We start from the raw sequence: 17,747 nt of genomic DNA on the forward strand, positions 1-17,747 counted from the left end.
GATCAGGCGGCGACGCTGGCGCTGCTGCTGGCGCCGCGGATGGCGAGGCCGCGGGCTTCGACGACGGGGAGCGGGCGGCCGAAATAGTAGCCTTGCACCTTGGTGCAGCCCAGCGCCTGGATCAGGCGGTGCTCGTCCTCGGTCTCGACACCCTCGGCGGTGGTCGCCATGCCGAGGCTGTCGGCAAGCGCGACGACGGCGCGGATGATCGCGATCGCTTCCTTGCTCCCCTTGGATGCGCCCTGCACGAAGCTGCGATCGACCTTGATCGACGAGAAGCGCGTGCGGCTGAGATAGCCGAGCGAGGAATAGCCGGTTCCGAAATCGTCGAGGCTGAGGCGCACCCCCATGTCGAGGATCGTCTCGAGCGTGCTCACCGCGGCGGTGCCCTCGCGCATGAACACGCTTTCGGTCACTTCGAGCTCGAGCCGGTCGGGGCGCAACCCGCTGTCGCGCAGCGCGGCCGCGACGAAAGAGGCGAAGGCGGGATTGTGAAGCTGATCGGGGCTGACGTTCACCGCGACGCGGATCGGGTCGTCCCAGGACGCGGCTTCCATGCAGGCGGCGCGCAGCACCCATTCACCGATCGGCGCGATCAGCCGCGCTTCCTCGGCCAGCGGCACGAACTTGGCGGGAGAGATGTTGCCGAGTTCCGGATGCGTCCAGCGCAGCAGCGCCTCGAACCCGGTCAGCTGTCCGCTGCCCGCCTGGACCACAGGCTGGTAGAGGAGATGGAACTGGTCATTCTCGAGCGCGGCGCGCAGCGCCATTTCGAGGACGCGGCGTTCCTCGGCCTGGACATGCAGCTCGGGCTCATAGGCGTGATAGACGCCGCCGCCCGCATCCTTGGACCGGTAGAGCGCGAGATCCGCCGAACGGATCAGCATCTCTGCGGTTCGCCCGTCGCGCGGGCCGATCGCCAGGCCGACGCTGGCGCCGATGAACAGCGTGTGCTGATCGACGTCATAGGGCTGGGAGAGCACGTCGATGATCGTGCGGGCAAGCCGCTCGACCGCGGCACTGTCGGTCGCGTCGCGGACCACCACGGCGAACTCGTCGCCGCCCAGCCGCCCGATCACGTCGTTGGCGGTCATCAGCTGCTTGAGCCGCTCCGACACGCGCATCAGGAGCCGGTCGCCGACCGGATGGCCGAGCGTGTCGTTCACCGCCTTGAAGCGATCGAGGTCGATCATCATGAAGGCGCAGCGCGAGCCCCATTTGTCGGCCTCCCCCATCGCCACGCTCAGTGCTTCGTTGATCAGCAGGCGGTTGGGCAGTCCGGTGAGCGGGTCGTAGCGCGCCATGCGGCTGATCTGGTCGGCCGTTTTGCGGGCCTCGGTCACGTCGGAGCCGACGCCGCGGAAGCCGACATAGCCGCCTTCCTCGTTGAACCGCGGCGACCCGGTCATCTCCCACCAGCGTTCGGCGCCATCGACATAGACCGGGAGCAGCAGGTCGCGGAACGGCTCGCGCAGCTTGAGGCGCTCGGCCATCTCGCGCAGCCCCTGCGAGAAATTGCCGCTCTCCCACGCGGTGCCGGCCAGCACCTGGAGGAAGGGCATTCCATTGATCGCCTTGGGATCGACCCCCAGCGAGACCGCGAAGCGCGGATTGGCGCGAACCACCCGGCGCTGCGCGTCGGTTTCCCAGAGCCAGTCGGAGCCCTTGTCCTCGAACTCGCGCAGCAGCAGGCTGACGGTCTCGTCACGCTCGGCAAGAGCGATCTCGTTCGCGCGGATCACCACCAGCGCCTTGCCGCGCGAGAAGCAGGCAATGATGAGCAGCGCCGTGAACAGCAGGGATGCCGCACCCAGCGCAGGTGCGGTGGTGAGCGCGAGCGACACCGCGGCAGATCCGCCCAGAACGGCGAGGAACGCGATCGTCGCAAGCGGCAGTGCTGCCATTGCGACCGCGGAGGCGGCCATCAGGATCGACAGGATGATCCAGAGCGCCGCTGCCTGATCGGCAGTGGAAGACGGGCCGAAGAACAGGGGGGCGATTGACCAGACCGCGCCGAGTGAAATGCCGTCGAGCGCGGTCTCGCGCACGTCCTTGAGGCTGGCGGTCCGTTCGGTCCGGTGGCGCACGGCGAGCCGGCGGAAGGCGACGGTCACGCCGACGGCGGCGACCAGCGCGCTCCAGCTTGCAAGCTTCCATAGCGGGAAGCTGGGTGCGAAATTGAGGGTGACAAGGGCGGCGCCCATCACATTTGCGGCCAGCATGAACAATGCAAGCTGGCTGCCCACGTTCATCTGCGCTGCACGAATGGGCCCCCAGTCGGTGGTGTCCGCGGGGTCGTACAAACCGAGCAACGCGCGCACATCGATGCGCGGTCTCGCGAATTGAGAGGTTGTCTGGCTCGTCACCCGCTCATCAATAACCGGATTGGGTTATCGAGAGGTTAGGTGTCCGGCGGGGCGGCGAAATTTTTCCACCGCCCCGGAGTGTGCTCTATCGAGCAGGCTGGCGCAGTCTTCCCCGAATGAAGACTCAGGCGGCGATGCTGTAGGGCTTGATCTCGCCGTTGAGGTAGAGATTGCGCGCCTTGGCCCGCGACAGCTTGCCCGAGCTGGTGCGCGGCAGCGTACGCGGCGGGATCAGCTCGATCACGCAGTTCATGCCGGTAACGGTGCGCACGCGCTCGCGGATTTCCTCGCGCAGCTTGATGCGTTCGGCTTCGTCGCTGGTGCGGCACTGGACCAGCACGGCAGGGGTTTCCTCACCGCCCGGCGTGGTGATCGCAAAGGCGGCGATGTCGCCCTGCTTGAAGCCGGGGAGCTGCTCCACCGCCCATTCGATGTCCTGCGGCCAGTGGTTGCGGCCGTTGACGATGATCATGTCCTTCGCCCGGCCGACGATGTAGATATAGCCGTCGGACATATAGCCCATGTCGCCGGTGTCCAGCCAGCCGTCGTGCATGCAGGCGTCGGTCGATGCCTGGTCGCGGAAATAGCCGACCATCACGCTGGGGCCGCGACACCAGACCTTGCCGATCGCGCGTTCCGGCAACGGGGTGCCGTCTTCCTCGCGGATCTCGACGTCCATGTCCTTGACCGGCTTGCCGCAGTTGACGATCGCGCGGAAGCGCTGCGGGCGATCGGCGCCGTGTGCGCCTCCCGAAAGCTGGGTTTCCTCGACCAGCTCGACCACGATGCCCTCGCCCGGCGGCATGATCGAGACGGCCAGCGTCGCCTCGGCCAGCCCGTAGCTGGGCAGGAAGGCGCTGGCCTTGAACCCGGCATCGGCGAAGGCATCGACGAACGCCTGCATTACATCGGGACGGATCATGTCCGCGCCATTGCCGGCGACGCGCCAGCGCGACAGGTCGAACCGTTCCGACGCCTTGGTCTGGCTCGACATGCGGCGTGCGCAGATATCGTAGCCGAAGGTCGGCGAATAGGAGAGGGTCGTGCCCTGATTGCGGGTGATGAGGTCAAGCCATGCCAGCGGACGGCGGGCGAAATCCTCGGTCTTCAAATAGTCGGTCGAGACCTGGTTGGCGACCACCGAAAGGAAGCAGCCGACCAGGCCCATGTCGTGATACCAGGGCAGCCACGAGACGCAGCGGTCGCTGTCCTGCAGCTTCATGCCATGGCTGTGCGCCGAGAGATTGTTGAGCAGCGCGTGGTGCGTGATCGCGACGCCGTGCGGGAAGCGCGTCGAGCCGCTGCTGTACTGGAGGTAGGCGATGTCGTCGGTCTTCGCCTGGGGCAGCTCGGTCTCGGGCGCATCGCGCTCGGTGAAGCTTTCCCAGTCGATGCCCTCGACACCCTTGAGGCGTGCTGCCTCACCCGCCATCGCCGACAGCTCGGCCGGATAGAACAGCATCGTGGGGTCGCAGCTTTCGAGCTGGACGGCGAGCTGGTCGATATAATGCTGGCTGCCGCCGAAGCTGGTGGGCAGCGGCAGCGGCACCGGCCAGGCGCCGGCATAGACGACGCCGAAGAACAGGGCCGCGAAATCAGGGCCGGTTTCGGCGATCAGGGCGATCCGGTCCTCGGGCTTCACGCCGGCGGCGATCAGACGGCGCGCCTGCGTCAGCGCGTCCGCCCGCATCTCGCGGAACGGATAGGCGCGCGTCAGCGTGCCGCGCGCATCGTGGAAGTTCAATCCGCGCTGTCCCTCTGCGGCATAGTCGAGCGCATCGCCCAGCGTCGCGAAGTCCGCGAGCCGGCGGGGAAGTGCATCTTCACTTGGGGTCGGAAGCAGCGGTGCGCCGCCCGCATCGACCATGTTCTTGACGTCCAAAACCATATCCTAAAATCCGTGCCCCTGATCGTGGCAGGCCGCCGGTCAATTTGCTGACTCTGGCTCCACATCAGAAATGCGGATCGCCCTGCTACGCACTGGCGTTCAAATTCGGTTGGTACTGTGGCACAAACAAGGCGCATGCGCCGTGACACCCGCCCCGAACGCCGCTCTCCGCCCCCGCTTGACCCTGCCGCGCTCGAGCGGCTGGCGCTGCGCTATGTCGAGCGGTTCGCGACGACCCGGGGAAAACTGGCAGTTTACCTCGCGCGCAAGGTGCGCGAGCGGGGGTGGGAGGGCGCGCCTGCGGACCCCGTCGCGATTGCGGAACGGTTCGCCGAATTGGGGTATGTCAACGACCGGATCTACGCCGAATCAAAGGCTTCGGCGATGGCACGGCGAGGACTCGGGGCGCGGCGCGTGAGCGAGGCGCTGCGTCACGCGGGGGTGCAGGACGGGGACGCCGAGGCCGTCGCACAGCAGGTCGAGGAGCGGACGAACGAAACCGCCATCGCCTTTGCGCGCAAGCGGCGCTTCGGACCCTTCGCCGAAGCGGAAGCCGATCGGGACCGTCGCGCCAAGCAGGTCGCGGCGATGGTGCGCGCCGGCCATGCCCCCGAACTGGCATGGAAAATCGTGCGAATGTCTCCCGGCGAAAGCGTCAAGCCGTTGCTGGACGACGATTAGTAACAAAGGATTCGCATCTGCCGGAAATGCTGTGTTAATATTGCCGGTCAGGGGGAAGTGTCTGGATGCGTATCGACCCGCAACGAGCGTCGAACGAGTTTGTGCCCGTGCCGGCTGGCGCGGCATTGCCGCTCGGCGAGGACAGCGCGCAGAACGAAGATTGTTCGGGGGAGCAATATTCGGGCGCGGTCAAATGGTTCGACGTGACTCGTGGTTTCGGATTCCTGGTCGCCGACGATCCGGCGGCGGGCGATATCCTGATCCATTTTTCGGTGTTGCAGCCCCATGGCCGCCGCAGCCTGCCCGAGGGCGCACGGGTGGTGTGCACCGTGGTGCGCCGCGAGCGCGGTCTTCAGGCGCGTGAGGTCCTGTCGATCGACCTGACCGACGCGGTCGAGCCGGTCAAGCCGCGGGGCGGCGGGGCCGATCGCGCGGACCGGCTGCAGCTGATCGAATCCGCCGGTCCGTTCGAACCGGTGGCGGTCAAGTGGTTCAACCGGCTTAAAGGCTATGGCTTTCTGGTGCGCGAAGGCGATTCGGCCGATATATTCGTGCATATGGAAACCCTTCGCCGAGCGGAGATTTATGACGTTGAACCCGATCAGCCGCTTCGTGCCCGCATTGTCGAAGGCGACAAGGGGCCGCTCGCGGTCGTCGTGGAGCCGGCGGACTAGCTCGCCGCTGCTGGCGCTCGCCGCGCTGGCGCTGGTTTCCGGATGCAAGGGCGGCGAGGCGGGGAACGCCTCCGCCCCCGCGCAGCAGGCCGCGAAGGCGATCGTCACGGTCGAAAGCGGCGGGACGAAGCACGTCTTCAAGGTCGATGTCGCGCGCACCCCGGCCGAGCAGCAGCAGGGTCTCATGTACCGCACCGACATTCCGGCCGATGGCGGCATGCTGTTCGCGCCCTATCCCGCAGACGGCAGCGGCCCCCGTGAGGCGAGCTTCTGGATGAAGGATACGCCGACCGCGCTCGATATCGTGTTCATCCGTCCCGACGGGACGATCGCGCGAATCGCGGAGAATACGGTGCCGCTGTCCGAGGATCAGGTCCGCTCGGGCGAGCCGGTCTCGGCGGTGCTCGAAATCCTCGGCGGCAAGGCGGCCGAGCTGGGCATCTCGCCCGGCGACAAGGTGAGCTGGCGCTAGGCGGCGCGCAGCGTCTCGTCGCGGCGCAGGGTCAGGACCTCGACGCCGGTCGCGGTGACCGCGACGGTATGTTCGAACTGGGCGGAGAGCTTGCCGTCATCGGTCACGACGGTCCATTCGTCGTCCAGCGTCGAAACCTTGCGGCTGCCCTGGTTCACCATCGGCTCGACGGTGAAGGTCATCCCCTCGCGCAGTTGCATGCCCGTTCCCCGCCGTCCGAAATTGAGCACCGACGGCTCCTCGTGCATCTCGCGGCCGATGCCATGCCCGCAATAGTCGCGCACGACCGAATAGCCGTTCTGCTTCGCATGACGCTCGATCGCGAAGCCGATGTCGCCGAGATAGGCGCCGGGACGCACCTGCGCGATGCCCTTCCACATCGCTTCCTGCGCTACGCGCACCAGCCGCCGGGCGGCGGGCGTGACATTGCCGATCATGTAGGTCTTGCTCGAATCGGCGATGAAGCCATTCTTCTCGAGCGTGATGTCGAGGTTGATGATGTCGCCATCGCGGATGATCGTATCGGGATCGGGCACGCCGTGGCAGACCACCTGATTGATCGAGCAGTTCAGCACATATTTGAAGCCATATTGGCCCTTGCTGGCGGGGCGGGCGGCGAGGTCGACGGTGATGAAGCGCTCGACCAGATCGTTGACCTGCATCGTCGACATGCCGGCGAGCTGCTGTTCGTCGAGCATCTCGAAGACCGAGGCGAGCAGCCTGCCCGAAATGCGCATGAGCGTGAGCTCGTCCGGCGACTTCACCATGTCAGGCGGCCTCGCGTTGCGCGGGCGCCGCCTCGGCGGCCGCGAGCTGCATCCGGACGATCTCGGTGAAGGACAGACCCGGATTGGCTTCGGCAAGCATGCCGATCTTCATCCAGAATTCGGCCTGCGCATTGATCGAGCGGCACATCACCGCGCTCGCCCGGCGGAGCTCCTCGTGCATCTCCTCGCCGATCTTCACGATACCCATCGCATGGCCTTCCACGTTCGAATATATGAATCGTATATGGTTCGTATATCGCCGGGTCAATGCGCAACCCGTCCAACCCCCGTTGCCGCCGCCGCGCTTGGCGCGTAAAGCGCGATCCATGGGTATCTTCGCGAACATCTTCACCTGGTGGAACGGCTCCACCTTCGGCACCTGGGTCGGCTTGCGCGGCAAGCAACAGGTCGGCGAGGACGCGCTGGGCAATGTCTATTATGAAGGCGGCGCGAACATGCACGGCATGACTCGCCGCTGGGTGATCTACAAGGGGTCGAACGATTCGAGCCGCGTGCCGCCCGAATGGTTCAGCTGGCTGCATCACCAGATCGATGACGTGCCCGACCGCGCACTGCCGCCCGTCCGCCAGTGGGAAAAGCCCGCGGTCCCCAATCTGACCGGCACCGCCCAGGCCTATCGCCCGGCCGGCGCGCTCGACATGGGCGGCAAGCGGATCGGCGCGACCGGCGACTACGAAGCCTGGACGCCCGGCGCCTGATGCACCTGCTCCGTCCCGCTGCGTTCGTGCTGGCGCCGCTCGCGCTGGCGGGCTGCGGCTGGTTCGGCGGAGACGCGCCGCAGAACAAGACCGCCGCCGCGGACACGGTCGAGGTCGCGCCCAAGGCGGGACCGGGTGAAGAGGTGGTGACGACCGACACCGCGAACGCCGCCGCGCTCACCGCGGGTGCGACGCCGATGGCGGAACGGGTCGCGGTGCTGGGCCTGCTCAACAAGCGCAACGGACAGGCGCGTGACATTACCCTCAAGCCCGGACAGGCGGTGCGTGCGGGGGACGTGATTCTGCGGCTGCGCGCGTGCGAGAAGACTGCGCCGTGGGAGAGTGAACCCTATACCGGCGCCTTCGCGCAGGTGGATGTGCGCGAGAGCGATGGCAAGTGGAAGCGCGCTTTTTCGGGCTGGCTCTACAAGGAGCGGCCGGCGCTCAACGTGGTCCAGCACCCCGTCTACGACGTCTGGGTCAAGAGCTGCGCGATGACCTTCCCGGAGACGGGCGGCGAGGAAGTCCGCCCGTCCGGCAACGGTGGCGCGGCCAAGGCGTCGAGCGCGCCGAAATCGGCGGAGACTCCCGCCACGCCCGAAGCGAGCCCTGCCGAGCCTTCGCCGAGCGCGTCGGAGAGCATCGAGAGATAGGTCTCGCGCGGGACCTCCACCGCGCCCAGCGAGGCGAGGTGGTCGGTCATGAACTGGCAATCGAGCAGTTGGAACTCACCCGCGCGCAGCCGCGCGACGAGCGCCGCGATCGCGACCTTCGATGCATCGCGCATGCGGCTGAACATCGATTCGCCGAAAAAGGCGCGTCCGAGCGCGAGGCCGTAGAGTCCGCCGACCAGCCGGTCGCCGTCCCAGGTCTCGATCGAATGCGCAAAGCCGCGGCGGTGCAGCTCGGCGAACACCTTCTCGATCGCGGGATTGATCCAGGTGTCGGGCCGATCCGGGGCGGATTCGGCGCAGAGCGCGATCACCTGTTCGAACGCGGCGTCGGCGGTGACGCGGAATCGGTCCGACATGATCGTCTTGCGAAGCGAGCGCGAGAGATGGAAGCCGTCGAGCGGCAGGATCGCGCGCTGGCGCGGTTCGACCCAGAAGACGCTGTCCTCGTCGCGATGCTCGGCCATCGGGAACACGCCCATCGCATAGGCGCGTAGCACCAGATCGGGATCGAGATCGGACGAGCGGCGCGTGGGACGGGTCATGTCTTTCTTTTCGGTTTGGCAAGGCGCTTCTCGATCGCCTGCCACAGGCTGGCGAACGCTTGCCCGCCGGCGGTGCGGGCGGCGAACGCGCCGACCGGGGCACGGCGCGCGGCCATCGATTCGACGATGCTGGCCATCGGGATGACCGGCCAGCTCGGATGCTTCTCCAGCGCCTCGGCATGCAGTTTGCGGCGGCGATCGACCATCGAATGCACGGGCATCAGCGGCACTTTCCCCTTGCCCAGATGCGCTTCGACCTCGGCCAGCGCGCGCTCCGACAAGGGGGACGGGATGACCGGGACGACGATCAGATCGGCGGCGCGCATCACCTGCTCGCTGGTTTCGGTAAGACCCGGCGGGCAATCGAGCAGCATCCGGTCATAGGCCTTGTCGAGTTGGCCGAGCAATTTGGCGAGGCGCTTCTTCTTGTCGAGTTCATGGAAGAGAAGGTCGAGACCGCGCAGCGAAGCGTCCGCGCCGATCAGGTCGAGCCGTTCGACGCCTGTGGCGTGGGCGAGCTTCGAAGGCTCGACGTCCCGGGTGAACACGGCCTGCGCCTGTGCCTTGCCCCTGGCACCGCCGAGCAGGAAGGTGGACGCCGCCTGCGGATCGAGATCCCAGAGCAGCGTGCGCCGGGCCGAAAGCGTCGCAGCGCACCAGCCGAGATTGACCGCGAGCGTGGTTTTGCCGACGCCACCCTTCAGGCTGTAGATCGCGATCGTCGCCAAGCCTTGCCTCCGCCCGAGAAATCGATCCGCCGGACGATGTTCCGGCGCGTCCATCATCAATGTTCCTGAAGGAGATAACAAGATGACGACGGACCATCTGTTCGTGATCACCGGCGGGCCGGGGTCCGGCAAATCGAGCCTGATCGCGGCGCTGGCCGCGCAGGGGATTGCGACGATGCCGGAAGCGGGACGGGCGATCATCCAGGATCAGGTCGCGATCGGCGGCGACGCGCTGCCCTGGGCGGATCGTGCCTCCTTTGCGGAGCAGATGCTGGGGTGGGAATTGCGGTCGCATCGTGAGGCGCGGGAACGCGCAGGGCCGGTCCTGCTCGATCGTGGGATCCCGGACGTGATCGGCTATCTGCTGCTGTGCGGGCTGCCGGTACCTGAACGTGTCGAACGGGCCGCTACGGCGTTCCGCTACAACCGTACGGTGTTCATCGCGCCGCACTGGCCGGCGATCTATGCGAAGGATGCCGAGCGGAAACAGGATGAAGCCGAAGCCGCGGCAACCCACGACATGATGGCGCGGGTTTATGCCGGGCTGGGCTACGATCTGGTACCGCTGCCGTTCGCCAGGGTGGCGGAGCGGGCGCGGTTCGTGATGGAACGGATCCGTGCCTAGTGTAGGTGCTGCAACTTGTCCGGATTGCGGGTGACGTAGATCGCGACGACACGGCCATCCTCGATCTCCAGCGCAGTGGTCTGGATCTCGCCGTCCGATTCCAGAGTCACGAAACCGGGCAGGCCGTTGACAAAGCCGGTCCGTACCAGCTTCGAGCCATATTTGCCGAACAGCACCGCGAGCGACTTGTGCAGCTTCATCACATGCTTGAAGCCGAGCACCAGCTGCATCGCCGCCGCTCGCTTGCCGCCACCGTCCGAATGCATGCTGACATCCGCTGCGAGCATGGTGCCGAGCGCGGCCATGTCGCCGGTCCGGGAAGCGTTGAAAAAGGCTTCGGCGATTTCCAGTCCGCGCTTCTGCTCGACCGCAAAGCGCGGGCGTGCCTCGCGGACGTGCGTGCGAGCGCGCGCCGCGAGCTGCCGGCAGGCCGGAGCATCGCGGTCGAGCGTTGTTGCAATCTCCTCGAACGATACGCCGAACACGTCGTGGAGGAGGAATGCGGCGCGTTCCAGCGGCGAGAGGCGTTCGAGCGCGAGCATCAGCGGGAGGGTAACGTCCTCCTCGGGCTCTTCCTCGACCACCGGGTCGGGGAGCCAGGGTCCGATATAGGTCTCGCGCTGGTGGCGCGCCGACTTGAGCTGGTCGAGGCACAGGCGGGTGACGGTACGGCGCAGGAACGCTTCGGGCTCGCGCACCGCCCCACGATCGGTCCCCATCCAGCGCACGAACGCCTCCTGCACTGCATCCTCGGCATCGGCGACCGAGCCGAGCATGCGGTAGGCGACGCGGATGAGCTTCGGGCGCAGCGGGTCGAAACTCGCCGCCGCGCCCTCATGATCGCTCGGTGTCACGCGGTGTGGGCCACGGTCTTGGCCGCTGCTGGCTCAAGCCACAGATCGAAACCGACCGCGAGGCGGTTCCAGCCATTGATGATGTTGATCATCAGGGTCAGCTTCACCTGTTCCTCCTGCGTAAATTCGGCGGCGAGCGCCTCATAGGCCTCACGCTGGGTGTGGCCTTCCGAGAGCCGCGTCAAGGCGTCGGTCCAGCCGAGCGCGGCGCGCTCGCGCGGGCTGAAGACGGGCGCCTCGCGCCACGCGGAGAGGAGGTAGATGCGCTGCTCGGTCTCGCCCTGCGCGCGCGCCTCGGCGGTGTGCATGTTCAGACAGTTGGCGCACTGGTTGATCTGCGATGCGCGGATCTTGACCAGTTCGATCAGCGAGGGTTCGAGGCTGTTCTGGATCGCGGTGGAGGCCGCGAACCAGGGCTTCATGACGCTGGGGGCGGCGGCGAACGGATCGAGCTTGGGGGTCATGGCATGTGCTCCTTCTTGGGTTGCACTGTCATGACGAGCGACGCGCGGCGGATGTGACATGGACCGCGAAAAAAGTGCTGCGGGCATGAAAAAGGCCGGCGGTTTGTGCCGCCGGCCCCTTGAACTGGAGAATGGCTGGAAGATCAGCCCTTGCAGCTGAGCGAGCCCTTGCCGGGAAGCTCGACGGTCGCCGACTTCTCGTTGCCGGTGAGCTTGTAGCCGCCCTCTGCGGTGAAGGGCTGGCCCGCTTCGGGCGCCTTGAGATCGGTCGGCTTGCCATTCTTCTCGGTGCGCAGCTTGACCAGCTTGTCGCCCTGGAAGAACTCGGCGAACACCAGCGCGTTGCCCGGCTGGCAGCGCATCGAAACGGTTGCCTTGATCGCCGGCGGCAGCTCGACGGCGGGCGCGTTCTTCAGCGCGGTCGCCATGGGATCGGGCGCGGTGTCGGTGACGACTTCGGGTTCGGGTTTGCAGGCAGCGAGCGGCAGAAGCGCGATCGCGACGGCAGCGGGGAGGAGGCGCATCTTCATAGCGCGCGCTCCTTTGCTTATGCGGCAATTAAGGTCAAGGGATACATCATCGCCGCGCTGAAAGCGTTTTCCGGTGCAATCGCGAAAGGCTTCGGATTCATTCGTGAAATTCGTCGAGGTCGGGGATGCGGCCGAACGCAATTTTCGTTCCGACGCGGTCGATCCGGCTGCCGTCCATCGGCCCGACCGAAACCGCGTGGCGCCCGAACTTCTCGTTGATTCTGTCCATCGCCTTGCTGAGCGAGAGCGTGCGGGTCTCCCGCGCGAGCGGATCATTGGGGTCGAGCGCCGCGAACAGCGATTCCTGCTCGCCCTCCAGCGGCGCGATTTCGGCGAGCGTCACGCCGATCATGCGGATCGCGAACCCGTGCGTGCGGGCGCGGCCGGCTTCGGCGAGGCGGGGGAAGATCGAGTCGAGCGCGTGGAGGACGGTGAAGCTGTCCTGCGTCGAGGGAAGCTTGATCGAGGTCCGCCAGGTCGACTTGTCGTCCTCGAACCGGGCGTGGAGGACGAGCAGCCGGCTGACATAGCCCTTTCGGCGCAGCCGGCTGGCCGATTTGAGCGCGAGGCGGCGCGCGGTGAGGCGGGTCGGCTCCAGCCCGCGCTTGCGGGGGCTGAGGACGTGGCTGTGGCCGATGGTACGGTTCTGTGTCGGCTTTTCGGGCAGGTCGAAGCCGTGGAGCAGATACCAGAGCCGGTCGCCATTGACCCCGCCCCAGGCCGAGCCGGCATCGCGTGGCCGCCGCTCACACAGCTGGCCGATGTCGAGGATGCCCTGCTGCGCCAGGCGCTTCTCCATCTTCGCGCCGATCCCGGCGATGTCGCGCAGCTTGAGGGCGAACAGCCGGTGGGGGAGCATGTCCTGGGTCAGGACGGTGAGACCGTCGGGCTTCTGCATGTCCGACGCCAGCTTGGCAAGCAGGCGGTTGGGGGCGATGCCGACCGATGAGGTCAGGCATTCGCCGACATTGGCGCGGATGCCCGCCTTGATCCGTCTCGCCAGCGCGATCGCCGTCTCCGGATCATTCTCATTGTCGAGCAAGCGGCAGGCGACCTCGTCGATCGATCCGATCGAGGTGACCGGGATATGCTTCCAGATCTCGTCCACGATCAGATTGTGGAACTCGACATATTTCTCATGCTGGCCGGGCGTCACGATCAGGTCGCGGCACAGCCGCTTCGCCTCCCAGACGGGGGTGCCGGTGCCGATGCCGAATTTCTTGGCCTGAACCGATGCGGCGATGGCGACGGTGGTGTCGCTGTTGACCGGCGCGACGATGATCGGCTTGCCGCGCAGATCGGGGTTCAGCTGCTGCTCGACCGCCGCGAAGAAGCTGTTCAAGTCGAGATACAGCCAGCGCAGCGGGCGCGGGGGCAGGTCGAGAAGCGGGGCCGTGGCCATGCCGGAACAATAAAGGAACGGTGCAGGAGAGTCACGCGTGGCGGGTGGGCCGGTCGCCGCAGCGACCGGCCCGGGGGGCGGTGGTCAGAGATGCGGTTCCGCCACCAGCATGATGTGCGCGGCGCTGTCGATCAGCACCTCGTCCGCGGCGCAGAGCTGTTCGAGCCGGGCCAGCCGCTCGGCGGTCTCGGCGCCGTTCGCGCCCGCCGGGTTCCAGGCCGGGTTACAGGCGAAGCGGCTGTGGAACAGGTCGAGGCCCGTCAGCTCGCGGACGGGGCAGTGCGGACTGAACAGTGCGGCAAGCTCGCTCGCGCGGAACAGATGCGAGTCGAAGGCCAGATGCGTGCCGTCGGTGAGATCGACTTCCATCCGGTCGGCGTCATTGTCCTGAACATAATGCGCGGCCTGCTCGATCCCCGCGACATAGATGGTCGGCAGGCTGCCGACGCTGCGCGCGGTGACGATCAGCGTGCCGCCATTGACCCGCGCCAGCGCCTGCGCCGCCGATGCGCGGAGCGGCGCGGCAAGGTGGTTGAAGACGCCATAGAGGCACAGCACCAGATCGGCGCCATGATCGTCCTCCGACGCGAGGGCGCCGTGCAGGTCGGCGACCTCGAAGCTCAGGCCGATCGCGGCGCTTTCGACTTCGGCCGCTGCCTGCTTTGCCAGCGCGATCATGCCCGGCGACGGATCGATGCCGCGGCATTCGATCCCGGTAAAGCCGAGCTGTGCGGCGCGGCGCGCGGTGCGCATCGTCCAGGTGCCCGGCCCGCAGCCGATGTCGAGGATGCGGATCGCACGGCGCCCGCTGGCATGGAGCGCGATCAGGCTCGCCTCGATCCGGCTCCACAGCGTGCGATCGGCGAAGGCGTAGCGGCTGGAGAAATGGCGCTGCGGGTCGCTCACGCCGTCGGCATAGTGAAGATAGGCGGTGCCGGTCGCGTCATAGGCGTCGGCGGCGTGGCGTGCGCTGAGCGGGCGCGGGTCGGTGGAGCCCTGACCGGCGAGCGGCGGGGCGAAGCGGAACGACATGGATGTGACTCCGATGGAGTGGAGATCAGGAGCGGGGGGTGACGTCGCCATCGACGGCGCGCCAGAAGCTGGTCAGCGAAAGCGGCCCGGAAAGGCGTCGTCGCGGGATAGCCGCGACCGGCGGCGCAGCAGCCGTTCGACCAGCGCGGCGTGGTTCCGCGCCTGCCGCCGCTGTCGCTGACTGAGCCGGAACAGCAGCCCGAGGTTGACGATGCCGAGCGCCAGTAGCGCCAGCTGGAGGAGTGCGACATTCATGGTCGTCGCTCATGGGGTTGGAGTCCTGCGGCGCGAGGCCGGCCGCGTGGCGCGAGCGCACCATGCGCCGCCCGCTTCAGATAGCGGGCGGCGGCATTAGCTTTCGACGGCGATTGGCCGGCTTTGGCATTAGCAAAGCAGGAAGACGGGTTCAGGCGGCGGCGGCATGACCCGGACGGCGCACCGCGCGGACCTTTCCGGTCCCGCCGCCCCCGCAGAAGAACCGGCCGGCGCCGTCGGATTCGAGGCCGGAGATACCTGCCCCTGCGGGCATGCCGAGCTGTTCGAGCACCCTGCCGCTGTCGGGATCGATCCGGCGCAGATCGCTTGCGTCATCCTGCCAGGTGGCATGCCACAGCTCGCCATCGACCCAGGTGACGCCGGTGACGAACCGGTCCGAGTGGATCGTGCGCAGGATCGCGCCGGTCTCGGGGTCGATGCGGTGGATGCGGGCGGCGCGATACTCGCCGACCCACAGCGACCCTTCCGCCCAGGTGAGGCCCGAATCGCCGCCATTGCCGGGCGCGGGGATGGTGGCGAGGACGTTCCCCGTCGCGGGATCGACCTTGCGGATCACCGCCTCGGCGATCTGCCAGAGATGGGTGCCGTCGAATGCGGTGCCGGCATCGGCAGGCACGTCGAGTGCGCCGGTGATCTCCCCGCTGTCGGGGTCGAGCATGTTGATCCGGCCATCGGCGGCGAACCAGATCCGGCTGCCGTCGAAGCTGACGCCGCCGACATCGCCGGGAAAGGGGCCGTATTCGCGGAGGATTTCGGCTGCTTCGGTCATGTCTTCGCTCCTTGGTTGCGGAGGCAAATCTATGCGCCGGGCAAACCGGCCGGGAGTAACAAGCTTGTCGGGAAACCGGGCACCTGCCGCGCCGTCCAGCGGCAGGCGCGGCCACGGCCGAAGCGGTCGGCCTTGCCGATTGCCGCGAGCCCTTCGAGCGCGCGCTGGACGGTCCGCGGGCTGACGTCGAGTGCGAGCGCGAGCGCCGAGCTCGACCATGCCTCGCCATCGGCGAGCAGCGCGAGGATGTCGGCATGCGGCTCTTCCCGTGGCGGGATCAGGATGGCGATCGGGCGGTCGTCGCGGGGATGCAGGATGAAGCCGTCCTCGGTGGCGCGGATGTCGGCCAGCGGATCGAGCTCGGCGCGCAGCCGGCCGATCTCGACGCGCAGCCGTGCGCGATGCGATTCATCGGCCTCGCGCGCGCGGAACGCCCGTTGCAGGAGAGCGAGGCGGGCGACGTCGTGCGGCCACGCGTCTGCAAGGCCACGGGCGAGGGCGAAGAGGACCGGGCGATTGCCGAGCGGTACGGTCGTTCCGCCCGCGCGAATGGCGTTGCGGCAGGCATCGACGACCAGCGTGTTCGAAGCCAGCAGGGCTTCGACGCCGGCGAGATCGACCTGTGTTTCCCCTTGAGGCGTGCGCAACCGGGCGGCCGGTGCGGCAAGACTGTCGATGGCGCGCTCGACCTCGGCCGTCAGCCCGGGGATGCCGGCTTGCTTCGCCGCCGCCGCCGCGCGGGCGAGCGCCGCGCTTGCCGGGGCGGCTTCGATACGGCGCATGGCGATGCCGGCCGCGACCAGCCAGGCGGCAGCGCGCGAGGCGGGGGGCAGGGAAACGGGATCGATCGCCTCGAGCGTGCGTGCGGCGGGGTCGAGTTGGCCGATCAGCAGCAGCCGTCGTGCCTTGAGATAGGCGGCATGGGCGGCGTTGGCGCGATCGCCATGGGCTTCGAGCGTTGCCCGCGCATCGTCCAGCGGTTGCGCCCCCTCGCCGAGATCGCGGGAGACGAGGGCGATCTCTGCCTCCGCGACGATGCAGCGGGCGCGGGCGACCGGCTCGCGGCTGCCGAAGGCGCGCGCGGCGCGGCGCAGCAGAGCGCGCGCGAGCGCGAGGTCGCCGAGCTGGGCCATGGCGATGCCGCGCAGTGCCAGGGCGGACGGATCCTCGCGCAGCGCGACGCGGTCGAGCGCGGCGAGCGCATCCCCCGCGGCGAGCGCGCGGGCGGCGGCGTTGATCAGCGAGTCCATAATCGCGTCACACTTGTAACTCTCACCCGCGCGCGGCCCGTCCCTAGGTTCATCGAACCAACCACGACGGAGCATGGCGATGTCCGCAGCAGCAAACAAGGCGACCGGGAAGCCGGCATGGCTCGCGCTTGCGGCGGCGCCGGTATTCGCCGCGATGGCGCTGATCTCCGCCACCGACGCGCCGCCGCTGTCGATGTGCGCGGCGGGCAGCACGCTGCTGCCGGTCGACGGCATGACCGCGATGTACTTGCTGATGAGCCTGTTTCACCTACCGCCCTGGCTGACGCTGGCCGGGCGATGAACCCCGGAAGGAGAAGAGAGATGCACCATGAAATCGTATCGCGCGAGGAATGGATGTCGGCGCGCAAGGCGTTGTTCGAGAAGGAGCGCGCGATGACTCACGCGCTTGACGCGCTACGCGTCGAGCGGCGCGGATTGCCCTGGGTGAAGGTCGAGAAACGCTATGTGTTCGAGGGGCCGGACGGGCCGCGATCGCTCAGCGATCTGTTCGGGGAGCGCAGCCAGCTCGCCGTCTATCACTTCATGCTGACGCCGGGGAAGGATCACCTCTGCCCGGGCTGCTCCTACACGATGGACCATGTCGATCCGGCGCGGCAGCATTTCGAGCATGCCGACCTGGCCTTCGCGGCGGTCTCACGCGCGCCGATCGCGCAGATCGAGGCGGCGAGGGCGCGGATGGGGTGGACTTTTCCCTGGGTGTCGTCGGGCGAGAGCGACTTCAACTATGATTTCTGCGTCTCGTTCACCGAAGAGGAGCGCGAGGCGGGGACGGCGCTCTACAATTACGGTCTGACGACGATCCAGCGCAGCGCCGACATGTTCGGAGTCAGCGTGTTCGCGAAGAACGAGGCGGGCGAGATCTTCCACAGCTATTCGACCTATCACCGCGGCACCGAGCTGCTGATGGGGGCGATGAACTGGCTCGACCTCGCCCCCAAGGGCCGCAACGAAACCGGCGGCACGATGAGCTGGGTGCGGCTGCACGACGAATATTGACGCGCTGCGGCGTTCCG

Annotated in this window: 21 protein-coding genes and 1 pseudogene; 8 read left to right on the forward strand and 14 right to left on the reverse strand. The window is 67.4% G+C overall.

What is annotated here, in order from left to right; all coding sequences use genetic code 11:
* Nucleotides 1–2: 2 nt before the first annotated feature.
* Both BDW16_RS16915 and BDW16_RS16920 read right to left on the reverse strand, forming a co-directional pair.
* Nucleotides 3–2,222, reverse strand: a complete 2,220-nt coding sequence (locus BDW16_RS16915; protein WP_241230461.1) for a putative bifunctional diguanylate cyclase/phosphodiesterase — start codon at nucleotides 2,220–2,222, stop codon at nucleotides 3–5.
* A 268-nt stretch (nucleotides 2,223–2,490) separates the two neighbouring features.
* Entirely contained in the window at nucleotides 2,491–4,254 is a 1,764-nt protein-coding gene (locus tag BDW16_RS16920) for a fatty acyl-AMP ligase (RefSeq protein WP_083954248.1), read from the reverse strand.
* A 135-nt stretch (nucleotides 4,255–4,389) separates the two neighbouring features.
* Here BDW16_RS16920 and BDW16_RS16925 point away from each other — a divergent pair, with 135 nt between their 5' ends.
* The 3 genes from BDW16_RS16925 (at nucleotide 4,390) to BDW16_RS16935 (ending at nucleotide 6,081) form a co-directional block, all read left to right on the forward strand.
* The gene (locus BDW16_RS16925; protein WP_066576712.1) at nucleotides 4,390–4,935 is read left to right on the forward strand and encodes a regulatory protein RecX; all 546 of its coding nucleotides are present in this window, start codon (nucleotides 4,390–4,392) and stop codon (nucleotides 4,933–4,935) included.
* A 65-nt stretch (nucleotides 4,936–5,000) separates the two neighbouring features.
* Nucleotides 5,001–5,609 (forward strand): cold-shock protein, encoded by a 609-nt coding sequence (locus BDW16_RS16930; RefSeq protein ID WP_066576710.1) that lies wholly within the window; start codon nucleotides 5,001–5,003, stop codon nucleotides 5,607–5,609.
* Between the two features lie 7 nt (nucleotides 5,610–5,616).
* Entirely contained in the window at nucleotides 5,617–6,081 is a 465-nt protein-coding gene (locus tag BDW16_RS16935) for a DUF192 domain-containing protein (RefSeq protein WP_075153352.1), read from the forward strand.
* Here the strand turns inward: BDW16_RS16935 and map are convergent.
* Both map and BDW16_RS16945 read right to left on the reverse strand, forming a co-directional pair.
* A complete protein-coding gene (map, locus tag BDW16_RS16940; RefSeq protein ID WP_066576702.1) occupies nucleotides 6,078–6,848 on the reverse strand; it encodes a type I methionyl aminopeptidase in 771 nt (256 codons plus the stop codon). The two genes, BDW16_RS16935 and map, sit on opposite strands and share 4 nt — an antisense overlap.
* A 1-nt stretch (nucleotide 6,849) precedes the next feature.
* Nucleotides 6,850–7,056, reverse strand: coding sequence for a ParD-like family protein (locus BDW16_RS16945; RefSeq protein ID WP_066576699.1), 207 nt, complete (start codon nucleotides 7,054–7,056; stop codon nucleotides 6,850–6,852).
* Nucleotides 7,057–7,174: 118 nt separating this feature from the next.
* On the opposite strand from BDW16_RS16945, the gene BDW16_RS16950 reads away from it, so the two are divergent.
* Together BDW16_RS16950 and BDW16_RS21715 are read left to right on the forward strand one after the other, a co-directional pair.
* Nucleotides 7,175–7,567: an NADH:ubiquinone oxidoreductase subunit NDUFA12 gene (locus BDW16_RS16950; RefSeq protein WP_066576693.1), complete on the forward strand. Its 393-nt coding sequence runs from the start codon at nucleotides 7,175–7,177 to the stop codon at nucleotides 7,565–7,567.
* A 197-nt stretch (nucleotides 7,568–7,764) separates the two neighbouring features.
* Nucleotides 7,765–7,998: pseudogene (locus tag BDW16_RS21715) on the forward strand (DUF2155 domain-containing protein); the annotation flags it as partial.
* Between the two features lie 35 nt (nucleotides 7,999–8,033).
* Here BDW16_RS21715 and aat read toward each other — a convergent pair.
* Nucleotides 8,034–8,783: a leucyl/phenylalanyl-tRNA--protein transferase gene (gene aat, locus BDW16_RS16960; protein ID WP_066576690.1), complete on the reverse strand. Its 750-nt coding sequence runs from the start codon at nucleotides 8,781–8,783 to the stop codon at nucleotides 8,034–8,036.
* Complete coding sequence (locus BDW16_RS16965) at nucleotides 8,780–9,511, reverse strand: ParA family protein (protein ID WP_066576685.1); 732 nt, start codon at nucleotides 9,509–9,511, stop codon at nucleotides 8,780–8,782. Before BDW16_RS16965 ends, aat begins: the two co-directional genes overlap by 4 nt.
* Before the next feature lie 82 nt (nucleotides 9,512–9,593).
* Between BDW16_RS16965 and BDW16_RS16970 the strand changes: the two genes are divergently transcribed.
* The gene (locus tag BDW16_RS16970) at nucleotides 9,594–10,136 is read left to right on the forward strand and encodes an AAA family ATPase (protein WP_066576683.1); all 543 of its coding nucleotides are present in this window, start codon (nucleotides 9,594–9,596) and stop codon (nucleotides 10,134–10,136) included.
* Here BDW16_RS16970 and BDW16_RS16975 read toward each other — a convergent pair.
* From BDW16_RS16975 to BDW16_RS17010, 8 genes are all read right to left on the reverse strand, one after another.
* Complete coding sequence (locus BDW16_RS16975) at nucleotides 10,133–10,990, reverse strand: sigma-70 family RNA polymerase sigma factor (RefSeq protein ID WP_066576681.1); 858 nt, start codon at nucleotides 10,988–10,990, stop codon at nucleotides 10,133–10,135. The two genes, BDW16_RS16970 and BDW16_RS16975, sit on opposite strands and share 4 nt — an antisense overlap.
* Nucleotides 10,987–11,454 carry a carboxymuconolactone decarboxylase family protein gene (locus BDW16_RS16980; protein ID WP_066576679.1) on the reverse strand — a complete coding sequence of 156 codons (468 nt, stop codon included), beginning with the start codon at nucleotides 11,452–11,454 and terminating at the stop codon, nucleotides 10,987–10,989. Before BDW16_RS16980 ends, BDW16_RS16975 begins: the two co-directional genes overlap by 4 nt.
* Before the next feature lie 143 nt (nucleotides 11,455–11,597).
* The gene (locus tag BDW16_RS16985; RefSeq protein WP_066576677.1) at nucleotides 11,598–11,984 is read right to left on the reverse strand and encodes a hypothetical protein; all 387 of its coding nucleotides are present in this window, start codon (nucleotides 11,982–11,984) and stop codon (nucleotides 11,598–11,600) included.
* 97 nt (nucleotides 11,985–12,081) lie between these two features.
* A complete protein-coding gene (locus BDW16_RS16990; RefSeq protein WP_066576675.1) occupies nucleotides 12,082–13,386 on the reverse strand; it encodes a Y-family DNA polymerase in 1,305 nt (434 codons plus the stop codon).
* An 84-nt stretch (nucleotides 13,387–13,470) separates the two neighbouring features.
* Nucleotides 13,471–14,418, reverse strand: a complete 948-nt coding sequence (locus tag BDW16_RS16995; protein WP_066576673.1) for a class I SAM-dependent methyltransferase — start codon at nucleotides 14,416–14,418, stop codon at nucleotides 13,471–13,473.
* Nucleotides 14,419–14,490: 72 nt separating this feature from the next.
* A complete protein-coding gene (locus BDW16_RS17000) occupies nucleotides 14,491–14,673 on the reverse strand; it encodes a hypothetical protein (RefSeq protein ID WP_066576670.1) in 183 nt (60 codons plus the stop codon).
* Nucleotides 14,674–14,824: 151 nt separating this feature from the next.
* Nucleotides 14,825–15,463 carry a Vgb family protein gene (locus tag BDW16_RS17005; protein ID WP_066576669.1) on the reverse strand — a complete coding sequence of 213 codons (639 nt, stop codon included), beginning with the start codon at nucleotides 15,461–15,463 and terminating at the stop codon, nucleotides 14,825–14,827.
* 29 nt (nucleotides 15,464–15,492) lie between these two features.
* Nucleotides 15,493–16,713 (reverse strand): HTH domain-containing protein, encoded by a 1,221-nt coding sequence (locus BDW16_RS17010; protein WP_066576668.1) that lies wholly within the window; start codon nucleotides 16,711–16,713, stop codon nucleotides 15,493–15,495.
* 79 nt (nucleotides 16,714–16,792) lie between these two features.
* Between BDW16_RS17010 and BDW16_RS17015 the strand changes: the two genes are divergently transcribed.
* Together BDW16_RS17015 and BDW16_RS17020 are read left to right on the forward strand one after the other, a co-directional pair.
* The gene (locus tag BDW16_RS17015) at nucleotides 16,793–17,014 is read left to right on the forward strand and encodes a hypothetical protein (RefSeq protein WP_237241161.1); all 222 of its coding nucleotides are present in this window, start codon (nucleotides 16,793–16,795) and stop codon (nucleotides 17,012–17,014) included.
* A 20-nt stretch (nucleotides 17,015–17,034) separates the two neighbouring features.
* Nucleotides 17,035–17,730 carry a DUF899 domain-containing protein gene (locus BDW16_RS17020; RefSeq protein ID WP_066576659.1) on the forward strand — a complete coding sequence of 232 codons (696 nt, stop codon included), beginning with the start codon at nucleotides 17,035–17,037 and terminating at the stop codon, nucleotides 17,728–17,730.
* Nucleotides 17,731–17,747 lie beyond the last annotated feature (17 nt).

The organism is Sphingomonas koreensis, assembly GCF_002797435.1.
GTDB lineage: Bacteria > Pseudomonadota > Alphaproteobacteria > Sphingomonadales > Sphingomonadaceae > Sphingomonas > Sphingomonas koreensis.